At 69.2% G+C, this 15,406-nt stretch carries 15 protein-coding genes; 11 read left to right on the top strand and 4 right to left on the bottom strand.

The window, feature by feature from the left end; genetic code table 11:
- Nucleotides 1–362 precede the first annotated feature (362 nt).
- A complete protein-coding gene (locus G5C60_RS14310) occupies nucleotides 363–806 on the top strand; it encodes a hypothetical protein (RefSeq protein WP_241266792.1) in 444 nt (147 codons plus the stop codon).
- Here the strand turns inward: G5C60_RS14310 and G5C60_RS54125 are convergent.
- Nucleotides 700–1,134, bottom strand: coding sequence for an NUDIX domain-containing protein (locus tag G5C60_RS54125; RefSeq protein WP_420907371.1), 435 nt, complete (start codon nucleotides 1,132–1,134; stop codon nucleotides 700–702). The genes G5C60_RS14310 and G5C60_RS54125 overlap by 107 nt on opposite strands.
- A 142-nt stretch (nucleotides 1,135–1,276) precedes the next feature.
- A complete protein-coding gene (locus tag G5C60_RS52020) occupies nucleotides 1,277–1,864 on the bottom strand; it encodes a hypothetical protein (RefSeq protein WP_241266791.1) in 588 nt (195 codons plus the stop codon).
- Nucleotides 1,865–1,995: 131 nt separating this feature from the next.
- On the opposite strand from G5C60_RS52020, the gene G5C60_RS52015 reads away from it, so the two are divergent.
- From G5C60_RS52015 to G5C60_RS14260, 9 genes are all read left to right on the top strand, one after another.
- Nucleotides 1,996–2,448 (top strand): hypothetical protein, encoded by a 453-nt coding sequence (locus G5C60_RS52015; RefSeq protein WP_241266797.1) that lies wholly within the window; start codon nucleotides 1,996–1,998, stop codon nucleotides 2,446–2,448.
- A 502-nt stretch (nucleotides 2,449–2,950) separates the two neighbouring features.
- Entirely contained in the window at nucleotides 2,951–3,991 is a 1,041-nt protein-coding gene (locus G5C60_RS14295; protein WP_165258843.1) for a sugar ABC transporter substrate-binding protein, read from the top strand.
- Nucleotides 3,992–4,000: 9 nt separating this feature from the next.
- A complete protein-coding gene (locus G5C60_RS52010) occupies nucleotides 4,001–5,767 on the top strand; it encodes a sugar ABC transporter ATP-binding protein (RefSeq protein ID WP_241266790.1) in 1,767 nt (588 codons plus the stop codon).
- Nucleotides 5,764–6,762 (top strand): ABC transporter permease, encoded by a 999-nt coding sequence (locus G5C60_RS14285; RefSeq protein ID WP_165258841.1) that lies wholly within the window; start codon nucleotides 5,764–5,766, stop codon nucleotides 6,760–6,762. Before G5C60_RS52010 ends, G5C60_RS14285 begins: the two co-directional genes overlap by 4 nt.
- A gap of 256 nt (nucleotides 6,763–7,018) precedes the next feature.
- Nucleotides 7,019–8,962, top strand: coding sequence for a primary-amine oxidase (locus tag G5C60_RS14280; protein ID WP_165258838.1), 1,944 nt, complete (start codon nucleotides 7,019–7,021; stop codon nucleotides 8,960–8,962).
- Nucleotides 8,955–9,446, top strand: a complete 492-nt coding sequence (locus G5C60_RS14275) for a hypothetical protein (RefSeq protein WP_165258836.1) — start codon at nucleotides 8,955–8,957, stop codon at nucleotides 9,444–9,446. Before G5C60_RS14280 ends, G5C60_RS14275 begins: the two co-directional genes overlap by 8 nt.
- Before the next feature lie 30 nt (nucleotides 9,447–9,476).
- On the top strand, nucleotides 9,477–10,064 hold the full coding sequence (locus tag G5C60_RS14270) for a TetR/AcrR family transcriptional regulator (protein ID WP_165258833.1): 588 nt from the start codon (nucleotides 9,477–9,479) through the stop codon (nucleotides 10,062–10,064).
- A gap of 100 nt (nucleotides 10,065–10,164) precedes the next feature.
- Nucleotides 10,165–10,824, top strand: coding sequence for a response regulator transcription factor (locus G5C60_RS14265; protein ID WP_165258831.1), 660 nt, complete (start codon nucleotides 10,165–10,167; stop codon nucleotides 10,822–10,824).
- Between the two features lie 2 nt (nucleotides 10,825–10,826).
- A complete protein-coding gene (locus G5C60_RS14260; RefSeq protein WP_206439507.1) occupies nucleotides 10,827–11,444 on the top strand; it encodes a hypothetical protein in 618 nt (205 codons plus the stop codon).
- A 339-nt stretch (nucleotides 11,445–11,783) separates the two neighbouring features.
- Here the strand turns inward: G5C60_RS14260 and G5C60_RS53665 are convergent, their stop codons facing one another.
- Both G5C60_RS53665 and G5C60_RS14250 read right to left on the bottom strand, forming a co-directional pair.
- Nucleotides 11,784–13,037 (bottom strand): helix-turn-helix transcriptional regulator, encoded by a 1,254-nt coding sequence (locus G5C60_RS53665; protein WP_338145817.1) that lies wholly within the window; start codon nucleotides 13,035–13,037, stop codon nucleotides 11,784–11,786.
- A gap of 94 nt (nucleotides 13,038–13,131) precedes the next feature.
- On the bottom strand, nucleotides 13,132–14,835 hold the full coding sequence (locus G5C60_RS14250; RefSeq protein WP_165258829.1) for an amidohydrolase: 1,704 nt from the start codon (nucleotides 14,833–14,835) through the stop codon (nucleotides 13,132–13,134).
- Between the two features lie 238 nt (nucleotides 14,836–15,073).
- Between G5C60_RS14250 and G5C60_RS14245 the strand changes: the two genes are divergently transcribed.
- Nucleotides 15,074–15,331, top strand: coding sequence for a hypothetical protein (locus tag G5C60_RS14245; protein WP_165258827.1), 258 nt, complete (start codon nucleotides 15,074–15,076; stop codon nucleotides 15,329–15,331).
- Nucleotides 15,332–15,406: the final 75 nt, after the last annotated feature.

Raw genomic sequence — 15,406 nt, 5'->3', positions numbered from 1 at the left:
GCACCCCACCCACCGCCTACCGCCACCAAGCTCTTCGCCTCCCGGTGTAGACGCAACGTCAAGGAAATGTGGATGCTCCGCCAAAGACAACTGGACAGCACCCCGGCATTCTGGTGCACAGCCGGTAGGCCCGCGTACGAACGTCAAACGGAACAATCCAGATGAGCCGGAAATTTGATGCGCCGGAACTTTCGGTGGACAGCGACAAAACACCGGCGCTCCTTACCGGGGGTCCCCGTCCCATCGACCTCCTGAGGCATTTTCCACCTCTTGGCCCTTAGCCTCGGGCTCCGTTCTTTGCGTGCCACCGGATCAGCACTTGCAGTCGCCAGCACCATCCTTTGCGTGACAGGAGAATTCCCATGTCGTTACTGCGTCGTTCCGTCCTCGCGGTTGCCGCCGCCTCGGCCTTCGCCATACCCACGGCGCTCACCGCACCGGCCGCCAGCGCCGCGCCGGCCCCCGCCGCGCCGGCCGCCTCCTCCACCAGCCCCTTCGACGTCACCTACGGAGCCACCTACGCTCGCGGCACCCTGACCTGGAATAACCGGTCGGTCACCGTCAACGGGACACTTAGATCCGTCAGCGCCAGCGATTGCCGCAGGGTGTACGTATCCACGCACGACGCCAGTGACGAAGGCAGGAACCTCGGCCTCAAGAGCAGCAGCTTGGCGTGCAACGAGGTCAAGCCGATCAGCTTCACCGTTCCCGCGGATGTCCCCGGCGGGGCCGCCTACGTCCGGGTCTGCCTCGCGGACGCAAACGACACTCCCCTTGGCCGCTGCAAGGTATACGCGCGCCCCTGACCGGCCACCGGGGCCCCGGGCAGGCCGGCCGCCTCCAGCCTGCCCGGTCACCCGCCTGCCCGGCGGCGAGGAACGACGGTGGGCCGGTCGCCTGAACATCACGGTCGACTGGCACAGACCGATCAAGCACCGCAGCCGGGTCGAGTCCGGTTTCCTCGGCCAGTTCTCGTCGTGCCGCCACCAGCGGCGTCTCGCCCGGCTCGATACCGCCACCGGGTGGTTCCCAGAGCCACCTCCCGTCGAACGGATCACGCCAGTGCAGAAGAAGCAGGCGATGGGCAGCGTCCAGACAGATGACCCGGGCGGCGGGCCGGTGCGTTGTTTCCACCACCCTGACGCTATGCGGTGCTCGAAATGTCGATCAAGACCTCGGCTGTGTCGATCGACATCTCAAACACGCCCTAGCTCCTCCGGCAGCGTCGGCGCCTCTTCGGCAGTCGTCTCCGTGGCCTGCGTGGTGACCTCGGTCATCAGCACTCCCTCGTCGGTGCCGGGGCAGGGGTGGTGGTCAGCAACTGGCGCCGCTCGGGGGCCAGATCAGGCTCAGGTACTGCATGGCGCGGGTCGCCGTTGTAGCCCTCGACGCTGTTTCGGAGCCGGAAGTAGACCCTCTGCCACTCCGGGCTGCCGTAGTCCAGGGCTTGCCACTGCTTGGCCCCGGCTTCGGGGCTGACGGTGATCGTGTGCTGGCGGCAGATCTTGAGTGGACCGGTGGGGCTGGGTTCCGGGTCGATGAGGGGCAGGTGGATGCCGCGCCCGAGAGTGCGCGGTTCGATGAGGCACTGGGCCTTGCCCGCCTCGGCGGGACACATCATCCGCTGGTAGCCGTCGGCGTCGGCGTTCTCCTTCGGCATGAGGCGGTAGCCGCGACGGGCGGCGATCAGCTTGATCCACGTCTCCCGGTCGATGCGCTCGGCGTGCAGGTCGATGGTGGCCTTGATGAGGGGCTCGGGCATGGACGGGCAGTACCAGCGGCCTTCGACGAGGATCGCTCCGTGCGTTCCGGCCTGCTTGCCGAGCTGGTCCGCACGGTAGTCGTAGACGGGCTTGTAGCCCATGGCTCGGACGGGGTGCTGCCACTCCTGGGGCTCGGAGTTGTTGTAGGCCCGGTCGCCGGCAAGGTAGCCGGGTTTGTATCCACGCGCTCCCGGAGTCGGTTGAGGATCTTCAAGCCGTTGTACGCGGGGCGGTGGCCGGGCTTGTCGAGGGCGACGCCGAGGACGAGGGCCGGGAGGACTGCGGGGTTCGGGGTGCCGTCGTCGAGGAGTACGGTGTCGTGTTCTGCGTCTCGGGTCACGATGAGGTGGGCGTCGTAGCCGAAGAGGTACTTCTTCTTGAGCGAGATCTTCTTCTTGCCCTCGGAAGGCTTGGCCTTGCCCTTCTTGGCGGGCGGCGGAGACGGGCGCATGGAATCGGAGACCAGCGCGTCAGGGTCCCTGTGGTCGCCTTCCCGTACGTACCAGCCGGCATCCGGGTCCGTGGCGAGCTCCGGCCCGTTCGTGCGGCGGCCGCGGGAGAACGTTCGGACGGGGGTGGCGTCCACGCCCAGGGAGACTTCCGCCAGCTCCGTCAGCAGGCTGTGGAGAGGGCGTACGGATGCGGCACTCGTCGACGCCGGTCAGCCGCCGCTGCCGCTTCTTGACGATCTGCGGCTCGAAGCTGCCGGCGGTATCGCGGGGGGCTGGGCCGTGGTTGTGCTGGGGACGCATCCGGGTGCCGGCCTGGTGCAGGAGCCGGTGGACGGTGGCGACCGAGTAGTTGCCTCCTGGGCGAGGTCCGGGACCGTGGCGCCGGAACACGCCTCCATGTACCGGGCCAGGCAGTCGTCACCGCGACCGGTGTCATGGGTGAATCCCCGCCGATCCCGCTGGTGTGGCCCATGATCACGGACGTGCCGTGCGCCCCTATCGGGCCTTTCCCGGTCGGGCGGCAGCCCCGCGCTGCTCTACGCCACTCCGCAAACCAACCGCGTCGGACACGGTCCGAGGTGGTGCGGGCGCAGCTGGTGCGGGGCGCCGGACAAGCCGCGCGTATCGGTTGTTCTGCCGATGTGGCGGCAGGGCCCGTCGACTTAATGTCACCCGCACGCCCCGCATCGTGCCGCATCACAAGGAGGGGCATCCACCCATCTCGGAGGTCCTGCAATGGTCAAGCCGCTCCTTTCCGCCCCCGCTTCACGCAGACAGTTCCTGGCCTGGTCCGGCGGGGCGATGGCGGCCACCGCCCTGACCGCCACAGGCTGTGCGGGCCCGCAGGAAACAACAGCCGCCTCGGCAAAGGACGACAGCGGCTCTCCGACGGCCGTCCAAAACCTCGCCAAGATCGGCTTCGACTACCCGTACACCCAACTCCCGCTCTACGCCAGCCTCGTCAAGCTCTCCACGGCGGCCGCCCAAAAGCACGACATCTCTCTGGCGACGACGAACGACGCGAGCAATCCCGACGCCCAGGCCACCAATCTCAATGCCTGGATCGCCCAGCAAGTGCCTGCGATCGTGTCGTTCCCGATGATCTTCGAGGCCACCGAGAAGATCGCCCGGCAGGCGCTGGACGCAGGGCTGATCTGGGTCACCTACGGCGGCTCGCTGGAGAACCAGAGCGCGGACATCCAGTTCAGCTTCCTGGAGGGCGGCACGCTCCTGGGCGAGGCGGCGGCGAAATGGGCCGAAGAGGAGCTCGGTGGGAAGGGGAAGATCGCGTTCCTGACCGACAGCACCATCCAGTTGGGCCGCGAGCGTACCAAGGGCATGATCGACGCCTTCACCAAGCTCGCGCCCGGCGTCGACGTGGTCGCCGAAGAGCAGGCCATCGATCCGGACACGGCCCTGTCGAAGTCCAACGCGATCCTGGCAAAGCACCCCGATCTCAACATCATTCTGGGGGTGACGGACTCGGGCGCGTACGGCGGCTTCAAAGCGCTCCAGCAGGCGGGACGGAAGAAAGACGACGCCAAGACCTTTGTCGGCGGCCAGGACGGCTCCACGCCCTCCCTTCTCGCGATCAGGGAGGGCACCTTCTACCGGGCCTCCGCGGCCCTCGCGCTGAAGGACATCGCCTCCGCCGTCGTAGACGTACCGCGCGCGGTCGCCGCCGGGAAGCCGAATCCGAGCGTGAATGTGCCGATCACCCTGCTCCGGCGGAGCGACGGCGCGAAGATCGACGCGCTGCTCGCCCAGAGCGCGTAGGCCCTTCCCATGACGGTGGCGAATCTGCGGATCCGAGGGCTGCGCAAGTCCTTCGGCGGTGCCAAGGCCCTCGACAACGTGGACCTGACCGTGCCGACGGGTCAGGTCCACGCCCTGCTCGGCCACAACGGTGCGGGCAAGTCCACCCTGATCAAGTGTCTCGGCGGCGCGTTCGCGCCGGACGCGGGCACGATCGAGGTGGGCGGCACCTCCTACGCGCGGCTGAACCCGCGCGAGTCCATCGCGGCGGGTGTGGCGATCATCTTCCAGACGCTGAGCGTCGTCGACTCGCTCACGGTCGCCGAGAACATATTCCTCGGCCAGGAGCGGATCCGGTACGGCGCGGTCAACCGCCGCGCTCAGGAGACGCTCGCCGCTGGGCTGCTGGAACGGGTCGCCGCCGGATGCGCGCCCCGCGACCGGGTCGGTGGCCTACCGATGGGCCAGCGGCAGTTGGTGGAGATCGCGAAGGCTCTCAGCCGCAACGCCTCGGTCCTCGTCCTGGACGAACCCACCGCCGCGCTGTCCGGCGCCGAGAGCGACGCCTTGGCGGCCCGTGTGGAGGACCTGCGCACCCAAGGGTTGGCGATCGTCTACGTCACGCATCTGCTGTCGGAGGTGGAACGGCTCGCGGACGCGGTGACCGTGCTGCGCGACGGGCGGGTCGACTACCACTCGACGGCGTCGGGACACAGCCGCAGGCAGCTGGTCACCACGATCATGGGGCGGGCAAGCGGCAGTCCGCCGCCCCGGCCCGGCCGCGCAGGAGCGACCGAGCGGGGCCACGGCCCGTCCGACGACAGCGCCGGTCCACAAAGCCTTCCCGAGGCAAGCGGCGGGTCCGGGGCCCTCGACGCCCGGTCCGGACCCCGGAACTCCGAAGTCACTCCGCCCTCGGGATCGTCGGCGCCGGGCCGTCCAGCCGTTCCGAGCCGGTCGGTGCGGGACGGCCCGTACCCGGTCCCCCACCGGGACCCGGCCTCAGTCCTGGATGACAAGGCCCCGGACCCGGCGGCGGCCACGGCCGGTCACCCCGGCCTGACGGTGGAGGGGCTGGCCGGGGCCGGGTTCGGGCCGGTGGGGTTCGACGTCGCCGAAGGCGAGATCGTCGGGATGTACGGACTCATCGGGTCCGGTCGTACGCGCATCCTCGAGACCCTGTTCGGCAGACGACAAAAGTCGGCCGGGAGTGTGCGGCTCGGGGGCAGGGCCGTCGCACCTGCTCGGCCCGCCGAGGCACTGGCCGCCGGGATCGCCCTGGTGCCCGCGGACCGACGTGCCCAGGGACTGTTCGCGACACTCACCGCGCAGGACAACGTGCTGCTTCCGGGCCTGCGTTCCCTCGCGCGGGGAGTTCTGCGGTCCGTCAGGGCCGAGCGGCGGACCTTCGACGCGGTGGCTGCGGCTGTCAGTCTGCGTCCGGCGCGGCCCAAGCTGCCCGCGGCGGCCTACTCCGGGGGCAATCAGCAAAAACTCGTCCTCGGACGCTGGGTCAACGAGCGCAGCAGGACCAATGTCCTGCTGCTCGACGAGCCGACCCAGGGCGTGGACGTCGGGGCCCGCCAGGAGATCTACCGAGTGGTGGCCGGACTCGCTGCCGAGAAGCGGACCGCGGTGCTCTTCGCCTCCAGCGATCCCGAGGAGGTCGTGGCGCTCGCCCACCGCTGTCTGATTGTGGCCCGCGGACGGGTCATCGGTGAGCTGGCGGGTGCCCAACTCACCGAAGCGGCCCTGCTGTCGGCCGTCCACGACACCCCCGCAGAAGGAGCAGCATGAGCACCACGACAGCCGACACGGCCCCGAGCACACCGCAGAGCCCGCGCGCGCTCGGGACGAGGGGTCTGACAACCGTTCAGCGCCATCCGCTGACCCTCGTGCTCGCCCTGATGGTGCTGGTCTTCCAGCTGTCCACAGGCAGTTTCCTCGACGCAGCGAATCTGCGGGGGATCGCCACCGACGCGGCCACCACAGCCATCGTCGCCGTACCACTGGCCCTGCTGGTCATCAGCGGCTACCTCGATCTGTCGGTCGGTTCGACGCTCGCCCTCGGCGGGCTGGCGGCCGGCTGGCTCGCGGGGACGCAAGGGCAGTCTCCCGCAGTGGCCGTGCTCGGTGGGCTGGCAGTCGGCGCGGCGGTCGGTGCCGTGAACGGGATCCTGTGCTGCTATCTCGGGCTGTCGGCGTTCATCGTGACGCTGGGCATGCTCACCGCCGTACGGGGGCTGGCGCAGCAGCTGTTTCCGCTGCCGCTGAGTGACTTCGGAACGGGTTTCGCCTGGCTGGGAGGTGCCCGGATCGCCGGGGTCGCCGCGCCTGTCGTCATCGCCGCGCTCGTAGTTGTGACAGGGGCGATGTTCCTGGCTTTGACGCCGGGCGGGCGGCATGTGTTCGCCATCGGGGTCAACCGGGAGGCCGCCTATCTCTCCGGTATAAACACTCGTCGCATCCCGTTCCTCCTGTTTGTGATCACCGGAGCCGCGGCGGCGCTGACCGGGGCCATCAGGGCGTCGGTGCTCGACAGTGCTGTCTCCGGGACCTCGGGCGCCGGGTTCGAACTGACGGTGCTCACCGCCGTGCTGCTCGGCGGGGTGGCCCTCAGCGGGGGCTCCGGCTCGGTCTTCGGCGTGTTGCTCGGCGTGCTGTTCCTGGGCGCTCTGCAGAACGGGCTCACGCTGCTGGGTGTGCCGACGTTCTGGCAGCTGATGGCCCAGGGAGTGGCGCTGGTGGCGGGCGCGGCACTCGCCTACTTCGGTCCTCGGACGATCCGGTGACGGCCGCCGTCGTGAGCGACCGCAGCGGGTCCGCGCGGCCGCCGAGCGGGCACCGGCGCGCCTGGGCGCACTCGCCTGCGGCACGAAAGTCGCCGCGGATTCGCCAGTAGGTGCACGTGCTTCCGCCCATGCGTGCACGGGATCCGGCCGCCCGGCAGGAACTCCCGGCCGAGGTCAGGACCCGAACCACGCCCGTCCTTTTTCCTCTACCAACGTAGAAAAAGCACCGCCAAGTGCACCCCCCTGGAGGAGCACCATGACCGCCACAGCACACCCGCTCGACCAACTGACCGCGGACGACATCGAGGAGATTCGCTCGGTGCTGGACCGAGCCGGATCCCTTCAGGACACCTCGCGCTTCGTCTACGTGGGCCTCGAAGAGCCCACGAAGAGCGACCTGTTCGCCTTCTCCGTGGGTGACCCGGTGGACCGCCGGGCCCGCGTACTGCTCCATGACATCGCGGGCGCTCCCGGGCGGGACGTTCTCGTGTCCCTGGCCGGGCGGAACATCGTCGCCGAGCGAACGCTGGATGCCGTCGCCGACGGTCAACTTCCCGTGCTGGAAGAGGAATTCGGCATCGTCGAAGAGCTGCTCACCCAGGACGAGCGGTGGCTGGCCGCGCTCAAGGACCGCGGCCTGGACGTGACCCGCGTACGCGTCGCCCCGCTGTCCGCCGGTGTCTACGCCGACGAGTACCCGGACGAGTCCGGCCGCCGCATCCTGCGCGGTCTGGCGTTCGTCCAGGAACACGAGCAGGACCACGCCTGGGCCCACCCCGTCGACGGCCTGGTCGGCTACGTGGACGTGCTCAGCCGCACCGTCCACCGCGTCGTCGACCTCGGCCCCGTCCCGATCCCCACCGGATCCGGGAACTTCCACGACCCGGCCGTCACCGGCCCCTCCCGCACCACGCAGAAACCCATCGAGATCACCCAGCCCGAGGGACCCAGCTTCACCCTTGAGAACAATCTGCTGACGTGGGAGAACTGGTCCCTGCGCATCGGCTTCGACGCCCGCGAGGGCCTGATCCTGCACCAACTGGCCTTCCACGACCGGGACAAGGGCCGCGACCGCCCGGTCATCCACCGGGCCTCCATCGCCGAGATGGTCGTGCCCTACGCCGACCCCTCGCCGGTCCGCTCCTGGCAGAACTACTTCGACACCGGCGAGTACCTGATCGGCCGGTCGGCCAACGCCCTCCAACTCGGCTGCGACTGTCTCGGTGACATCACCTACCTCGACGCGGTCATCGCCGACGAGTCGGGCCACCCGCGGACCCTGCCCAACGCGGTCTGCCTGCACGAGGAGGACTACGGCATCCTCTGGAAGCACACCGATCTGTGGGCGAACTCGAACGAGACCCGCCGCCAGCGCCGCATGGTGCTCTCCTTCTTCACCACGGTCGGCAACTACGACTACGGCTTCTACTGGTACCTCTACCTCGACGGCACCATCGAGTTCGAGGCCAAGGCCACCGGAGTCGTCTTCACCTCCGCCTATCCGGGCGGCGACTACCCGTATGCCGCCGAGATCGCCCCCGGCCTTGGCGCCCCTTACCACCAGCACCTGTTCTGCGCCCGCCTGGACATGGCGGTCGACGGTACGGAGAACCGGGTGGAGGAGGTCGACGTCGTACGCCTCCGCATCGGCCGTCCGGACAATCCGCGCGGGAACGCCTTCACCTACCGGCACACACCGCTGACCAGGGAGAGCGAGGCGAAGCGCACCGCCGACATGAGTGTCGACCGGGTCTGGCACATCACCAACCAAGGATCGCTCAATGCCCTTGGAAAGCCGGTCGGCTACGTGCTCCACCCCGAGGGCAAGCCGACGCTGCTCGCCGACCCGGACTCCTCCATCGCTGCCCGGGCCGCCTTCGCCACCAAGCACCTGTGGGTGACCGCCTACGACCCTGCCGAGCGTTATCCGGCCGGTGATTTCGTCAACCAGCACCCCGGCGGTGCCGGGCTGCCTGCCTACGCGGCGGCGGACCGGGACATCGACGGGCAGTCGCTGGTGGTCTGGCACACCTTCGGTCTCACCCACGCGCCCCGCCCGGAGGACTGGCCGATCATGCCGGTCGACTACACCGGCTTCAAGCTGAAGCCGGCCGGCTTCTTCGACCGCAACCCGACGCTCGACGTGCCCCCGAACTTGTCCGGCTCGCACGGCTGCTGCGGTCGCGACGGCCATGCGTGAAGTGATGCCGGCGGCCGGTCTGGCAGGGGCCCTGCTCTGCCTGGCCGGTCACCTACCCGGGCCGGCGCGCCGCTGGGGGCCCCAGTCGCTGGCGCTGAGCAGCATGGTGCTCATGTCCGGCGACCGGGGGCGTTCAGCAGCCTGCGTCATCGGGGCCGCCTGCCTGTGGAGCGTCGTGCGAGCGTGCGTCGACCGGCGGGGCTGGGACGAGGTGACCGACTTGGCCGCGATGGCACTGCTCATGGTGCTGATGACAGGCCACTCCGGCGGATCACATACGCACATGGCTGCCGGCATGGTGGCCGGGCCGGCCGCACTCACGGTCGTCGCCTGGGTGACCGCCCGAGCGGCTGGGATCATGTTCGGTCAGCTGTCGGACCGCTCCGTCGGCCCGGACGCCATGCCCTGCACCCGTCGGGCATGGGCTTACCGGGAGCCCGGTGCGGCACTCATGATCATCAGCATGGCGGCCATGTTCGTGTGAGGCGGCCGGTACGGAACGGAGAAGGACCACATGCCGAAGATCGTCGATCACGAGGCCCGGAGGCGTCTGATCATCCGGTCGGTCTGGTCGCTCGTCAGCCGCCGCGGCCTCGCCGCGGTGACCATGAGGGAACTCGCGGCCGAGGCGGGCTTCGCCAACGGAGGGCTCGCCCCGTACTTCCGCGACAAGGACGAGATCCTGCTCGCCGCCTTCCAGTACGCGTGCGACGCGACCGAAGGCCGCATGGAGCCCGCCATTGCGCAGACGGGCGGTCTGTCGGCCCTGCGCAGCCTCTGCCGCGAGCTGATGCCGTTGGACGACACACGGCTTCTGGAGGCGCGGGTCGTGGTCGCCTTCTGGGACCGTGCCCTGTACGACCCGCGCATGTCGTCCGCCTACGAAGCCATCATGGGCCGGTGGCGGACGCTCATGCACGGCTGCCTCGCCCAGGCCAGGAGAGCCGGTGAGGTGACCACCCGCACCTGTGACGAGGACATCGTCGAGACGCTGTTCGCCGTCGTCCTGGGCTTCCAGGTCAACGCCGTCCTCACGCCGGGAATCACCACCCCGGAACGCCAGCTCGAGGTCCTCGAAGGGCTCTTGGCGTCCTACACCTGATCGATGCACCCGTAGGCGGAAGTCCGTGCACGCAGTGCCGCCGCAGAACCAGCCCGGCTGCTTAGGGTCGTTGCCACGACGTCCCTGAAAGCGAGGAGCGATGACCGTCAACTCTCGCCTGCCCGCGCCCACAGCGCGCTCAGAGCCGGCCGACGTCGTCTACGTCCTGGACGACGACGAGCAACTGTGCCAGTCCCTGGCCTGGCTGCTGGACTCCGTGCACATCAACACGGAGTGCTTCACCGACGCGGACTCCTTCCTGGCCGCCTTCGATCCGGGCCGCCCCGCCTGCCTGGTCCTGGACGTACGTATGCCGCACAAGGGCGGGTTCCAGGTCCAGGAGTTCCTCAACACTTCCGACGCCGTGCTACCGGTCGTCTTCGTCTCGGCGCACGGCGACATCCGGATGTCGGTGCGTGCCCTGCAGCGGGGTGCGCTGGACTTCCTGGAGAAGCCCTACGACCCGCAGCACGTGCTCGAAGTCGTCCAGAACGCACTGGGCCTGGCCCGCAAGCGATACGCCGAGCAAGCCGAGCGGCGTGCGGTGCGGGCCCGGCTCGCCGCGCTGAGTCAGCGCGAACGGGAGATCCTGCGGCTCGTGATCGCGGGACAACCGAGCAAGTCGATCGCCAGGCAGCTGGACATCAGCCTCAAGACGGTCGACGCCCCCCGCGCGAGGATCAGGGAGAAGACAGCCGCCGAGAGCCTGGGCGCCCTGATCGGCGACAGGCCGGCGGCATCGGCATCACCCCGCTGCTGAACATGGCCTACCGGCTGCGCACCCATGGCGCGGAGTTCGAGCTGCACTACTTCGCCCGCTCGCGGGAGGAGGCTGCGTTCGTCGACCTGCTGGAGAGGCGGGCCGAATTCCGCGACGCCGTCCGGCTCCACTTCGGTGTTCCGCGCGGAGACCAGCCGGTCCTGCTCTCCGAGGTGGCGGCCGGGCTGACCCCAGCCGGCCACGTCTACACCTGTGGCCCTCAGGGCTTCATGGAGCAGGTCACCTCGGTCTTCGCACCAGTGGTCGGCGAGGACCACGTTCACATGGAGCGCTTCGTCGCCGCCGAGGTCGACACCAGCGGCAACCAGGCGTTCACCGTCGAACTCGACACCGGTGAGGTCTTCGAGATCCCGGCCGACAAGTCGATCCTCGCGGTCCTGGAGGCGAACGGGATCGACGCCCACGCGCTCCGACACCACTCCGCCGGCCAGCGAGGCACGCGAGAATTACTCCAATGGCTCCGGCAGCTGGCTGCATCTGTTGCGTCCCGGCACCGGCGCTCCCGATCGGTCGGACGTGAACGCCGACGACCCATTTCCCTCCCCCCCCCGCTCCCCTGTCGCCGGATGCCGTCCCGACCACGCCTCGCGTGTTGGTGAGCGCCGTCGGTGCCGAGGGCGTGGACCTGAGCTCGGTCGACGCGAGCGGATTCACCTCCAACCTGCTCGGGCAGCGCCGCGACCAGGGCGGGCCCTCCACCGTCAACGAGCTGTCGATCGCCATTCTCGGCCTTCGTGGGGGACACCGCGAAGCTGCGGGCCTTCCCGGCGGAGTAGGGCGGGTGCCGTTTCGGCGGCGCCGCCGGGGAACTCCAGCGGGACCTACAGCGCGAGCTGGCCTACGACGGGCTGCGGGCATCCGAGGCCAATCGACTCGATGCTTCACGCCGGTCTCGGGCCCCGGACATCTGGACCGCGCTGATGGATCAGCACGACACGTCACTGTCCTACGGCACACTCAACCTCTACATCTCCAAGCGACGCCGCACCACGACCAGCACCCGTTCCGGGCGTGGGAAGCTGGTCGACACCTTTAGGACGCACTCGTCGCCCATGGGGTACGCCAGGGATGAGGTGGCGTCGGTGGAATCGGACGTAGCCGCCGCTGCCGGCGGAGGCGATGGTCGGTGGACGATCGTCCACCGACCGTAGGGTGCCGGCTCCTACCCGGTGATCGCGCGGGATCCGGCAAGGATCCGGCTGCGGTACACATAACCGTCGGGCGCCCATCCCGTTCATCGGCGACGCCGGGCGTGCGGGCTCAAGACCCCAGGTGGCAGCACGCCCTGCGGCGGCCGCTCGATTGGGGACGTCGAGCTTGGTGAGGATGTGTTCGATGTGGGCCGCGACGGTCCGCACGCTCACGTGCAGATTTTCGGCGATCTCCCGATTGGTGGCACCGACGGTGACCTCGGCCAGCACCTGCAGCTCACGCAGGGAGAGCCGCCCCGGATGGTGCACCGGGCGGCACGCGACAACGGTCTCAACGCCCCGACGGCTCAGTCGTAGTTCGAGCAGTTGACGGCCGTATGCCATCAGGATCGTGGTGGGCAGGGCTCGTGATGCGGCTGCGTTCCGTACAGCAGCCGCCAGCGGCCCTCTTGCGTCCGCGAACTCCGCGGGTACGTCCCCGCTGACAGGTATCGGGGCGGCCCATGAGGAAGCGGGAAAGACGACGACGCATGTGTCCGGCGCCGGCCCGTCTGGGGTATCGGTCACGCCCTCGGGCGGCAGAGAGTCCACGGCTGCTGCAAGGCAGTCGTCGAGCAGCGCCAGGACGCGGCGGCCGATCGGCGACGGGAGGAGTTGTCTCGCCATGCTCATCAGGAGCACACCTACGTAGCGACCGTCCTGGGCGAAGAGGCAGTCCGTCACGCCGTCCTCGAATCCTCCCGGATCGATGAAGTCACGGATCGTAGAGGACAACGGGCGCAGCTCCTGCGGCACATCACCCAGCCACATCCCCCCTCCGGGGCGACGTGTCGGCGCGAACAGCGCATCCTCGTGCAGCCGGGTCTCGATGTGCGGCGTCATGGCGTCCGGATAGTTGGTTGCCAGCATGACGTGGCGACGGCGATGCGGGTCCCACCAGGCCAGGGACGCATGGTCATGGGGGATCGCCTCGGACAGCGCGGCCAGCACGGAACCGGCGCTCCCGGTGCCGTCCACCGCACACTGTGCGGCCTCGCGCACGCGCAGGGCCGCACCCAGAACCGCCTCCGTGTGCCGGAGCCGTTCATCCATGCGCACAGCATCGACGGCGGCACGGCCCCGGTCAAGACAGTGCTCAGCAGGTGAGCACATCGTGCACGACGTCGCCGCCGAGCACCGTGAGCACCACGGGCAGGTCCGGGATGTCGTGCGGGTCGGCGGCCAGCAGGTCGCCTCCGAGCACACACAGGTCAGCGACCTTGCCGACTTCCAGGGAGCCCTTCCAGTCGTCGGCGAAGTCCTGCCAGGCGGCGTTGACGGTGTAGGTGCGCACCGCTTCCGCGAGTTGGATGCGCTGGTCGGCTCCGCTGACCCGGCCGCTGGCCTTGGACTCACGCAGCAACATGGTGGCGATGCCCTGGCGCCAGTCGGGGAAGGTGACGGGCGCGTCCGAGCTGCTCGCCACCGTGACCCCCGCATCGATGGCGGCACGGTAGGGCCACTCGTACGCGGCTCGCTCGGGGCCGACGAACTCCTCCTCCAGGTCGGCGACGGTCCACTTGAGCGTGGGGTTCATGTTGACCCCGAAGCCGTGCTCGGCCAGCATCTTCATGCTGCGGGCGGTGAGGAAGTCGCCGTGGATGACGTAGTGCCGGGCGTCGGCACGCGGGTGCTCCGCTGCCGCTGCGGCAAGAGCGTCGACCACGGTGTCGATACCCCTGTCCCCCGTAACGTGCACTCCCACCTGATAGCCGGCGGCATGCGCGTGCCGCACCATCTCCCGAACCTGGGCCACACGCTCGTCGTCGGTCTCGCCGCCCACGCAGAGGGAACCGCAGCCGCCGCCGAGGTACGCCTCGTGCATCCACGCCGTCCTGTTCGGCGGGATGCCGTCGGCGAAGATCTTCACCCCGATCACGTTCAGCCGGCGCGAGTCGTTGCTCGGCGGCATATCGATACCGTCCAGGACTCTCGCGAACTCCTTCGCCGTGCTCGACATGCCGGTCGGCAACAGCAGCACGCTGACCCGTGCGGTCAACTCGCCGTCGGCCAGCAGTTGGCGGTAGACGGCGACGCTCTCCTGTGCCAGTGCCCCGCCCATGAGGGAGTCACCACCGGGGCCGAGGCCCGGCTCGGTGTAGCTGGTGATGCCGAGAGCGCGCAGCTTGGCCAGCGTCGACCGGATGGCCATGGCCCGGACCTCGCGGGTGAGGGCCGGCAACACTCGCTGCGCACACTCCTGGGCGCCTTCTCGGAGCAGGCCCGTGGGTGTCCCCGTCGCATCGGTGACGATGATCCCTCCGGGCGGGGCAACCGTGTCTCTGTCGACACCCGCGCGGTCGAGGGCGGCCGAGTTGACCCACGAGACATGCGCGGAGAAGTCCACCAACACCACCGGATGGTGGGGACTGACGGCGTCCAGGTCCTGGCGAGTTGGCAGCCGTGAGGAGTCGGCCACGCACTCCGCGAGATAACCGGAATCCCAGCCGATACCGAAGATCCACTCACCGGGCGGAGTCCGCTCGGCCGCCTCCCTGACCGCCTCGACCACCTCGGCGATCGACCGCACCGTCGGGTAACCGAGGTCCAGCGCCAGCGGGGGCGAGGCGACCCCGAACGCACAGCCGTGCAGATGGGAGTCGTTGATGCCGGGCAGCAACGTTCCGCCCTTGAGGTCCACCACCCGGGTGGCGGGGCCGATGAGCGCCGCGACATCGTCACGGTCGCCGACAGCAGTGATGGTGCCGTCGGTGACCGCGAGGGCGGAAGCGACGGTGAAGTGGGAATCGACGGTCAGTACCGAGCCGTTGGCGAAGACCAGATCGGCGAATGCGGGCATGGCCACCTCTCGAGGCGCGCGTGGGCGGTAAATGACACGGAGTCGTGTCACGGTGGAGTGACTGTGCGGCTTCACCGCGTTGAAGCGCATCGGTCATCTGACCCATACCGGGAACGCCGCACGGAAAGAGCGAAGGCGGCATCCGTCCGCCCGGACGCGGCGGGGGCGGTTCGGCGTCCCCGCTGTGCTCCCAGGCCGTGTCGGTGTCAACACCCCGTGCAGTGGCCAGACTCGGGCCATGGAGTGGATAACCTTGGTCAGCGCAGGTGTGGGTGCCATCATCGCCACCGCGTCCGCGGCGGTTCTGGAGCGAGGCCGCTGGCGCCGCGAGATCCGGGAGCGCCAGACGGCCGTACGGAGAGTTCTTTACGGAAACTATCTGGCGTGCTTATCCGAGGCACGCAACGGATTCCGCAGCCTGGCCCGCGACACGGTCCTTCCGGCACAGGATCGCGCCGTTGCCGGAGGCGGCCGCGGCGGGACAGTGCTGTACTGAAAGGTGAAGCCCGCAGCGCCGGCCACGACGCCCCAGACGCCTCAAGCACCCGTGGATCACCGCGGTCCTGGTCCT

Origin of the sequence: Streptomyces scabichelini (assembly GCF_011045015.1) — a bacterium.
Lineage (GTDB): Bacteria > Actinomycetota > Actinomycetes > Streptomycetales > Streptomycetaceae > Streptomyces > Streptomyces scabichelini.
The sequence above is the reverse complement of the archived record's forward strand: the minus strand, read 5'-3'. Positions and strand labels throughout refer to the sequence as shown.

What these genes read in the sequence shown, in the direction of transcription:
- G5C60_RS14310 (WP_241266792.1), top strand. Translation starts at nt 363, where the DNA reads ATGTCGTTACTGCGTCGTTCCGTCCTCGCGGTTGCCGCCGCCTCGGCC.
- G5C60_RS52020 (WP_241266791.1), bottom strand. Translation starts at nt 1,864, where the DNA reads ATGGGCTACAAGCCCGTCTACGACTACCGTGCGGACCAGCTCGGCAAG.
- G5C60_RS14295 (WP_165258843.1), top strand. Translation starts at nt 2,951, where the DNA reads ATGGTCAAGCCGCTCCTTTCCGCCCCCGCTTCACGCAGACAGTTCCTG.
- G5C60_RS52010 (WP_241266790.1), top strand. Translation starts at nt 4,001, where the DNA reads ATGACGGTGGCGAATCTGCGGATCCGAGGGCTGCGCAAGTCCTTCGGC.
- G5C60_RS14285 (WP_165258841.1), top strand. Translation starts at nt 5,764, where the DNA reads ATGAGCACCACGACAGCCGACACGGCCCCGAGCACACCGCAGAGCCCG.
- G5C60_RS14280 (WP_165258838.1), top strand. Translation starts at nt 7,019, where the DNA reads ATGACCGCCACAGCACACCCGCTCGACCAACTGACCGCGGACGACATC.
- G5C60_RS14275 (WP_165258836.1), top strand. Translation starts at nt 8,955, where the DNA reads ATGCGTGAAGTGATGCCGGCGGCCGGTCTGGCAGGGGCCCTGCTCTGC.
- G5C60_RS14270 (WP_165258833.1), top strand. Translation starts at nt 9,477, where the DNA reads ATGCCGAAGATCGTCGATCACGAGGCCCGGAGGCGTCTGATCATCCGG.
- G5C60_RS14265 (WP_165258831.1), top strand. Translation starts at nt 10,165, where the DNA reads ATGACCGTCAACTCTCGCCTGCCCGCGCCCACAGCGCGCTCAGAGCCG.
- G5C60_RS14260 (WP_206439507.1), top strand. Translation starts at nt 10,827, where the DNA reads ATGGCCTACCGGCTGCGCACCCATGGCGCGGAGTTCGAGCTGCACTAC.
- G5C60_RS14250 (WP_165258829.1), bottom strand. Translation starts at nt 14,835, where the DNA reads ATGCCCGCATTCGCCGATCTGGTCTTCGCCAACGGCTCGGTACTGACC.
- G5C60_RS14245 (WP_165258827.1), top strand. Translation starts at nt 15,074, where the DNA reads ATGGAGTGGATAACCTTGGTCAGCGCAGGTGTGGGTGCCATCATCGCC.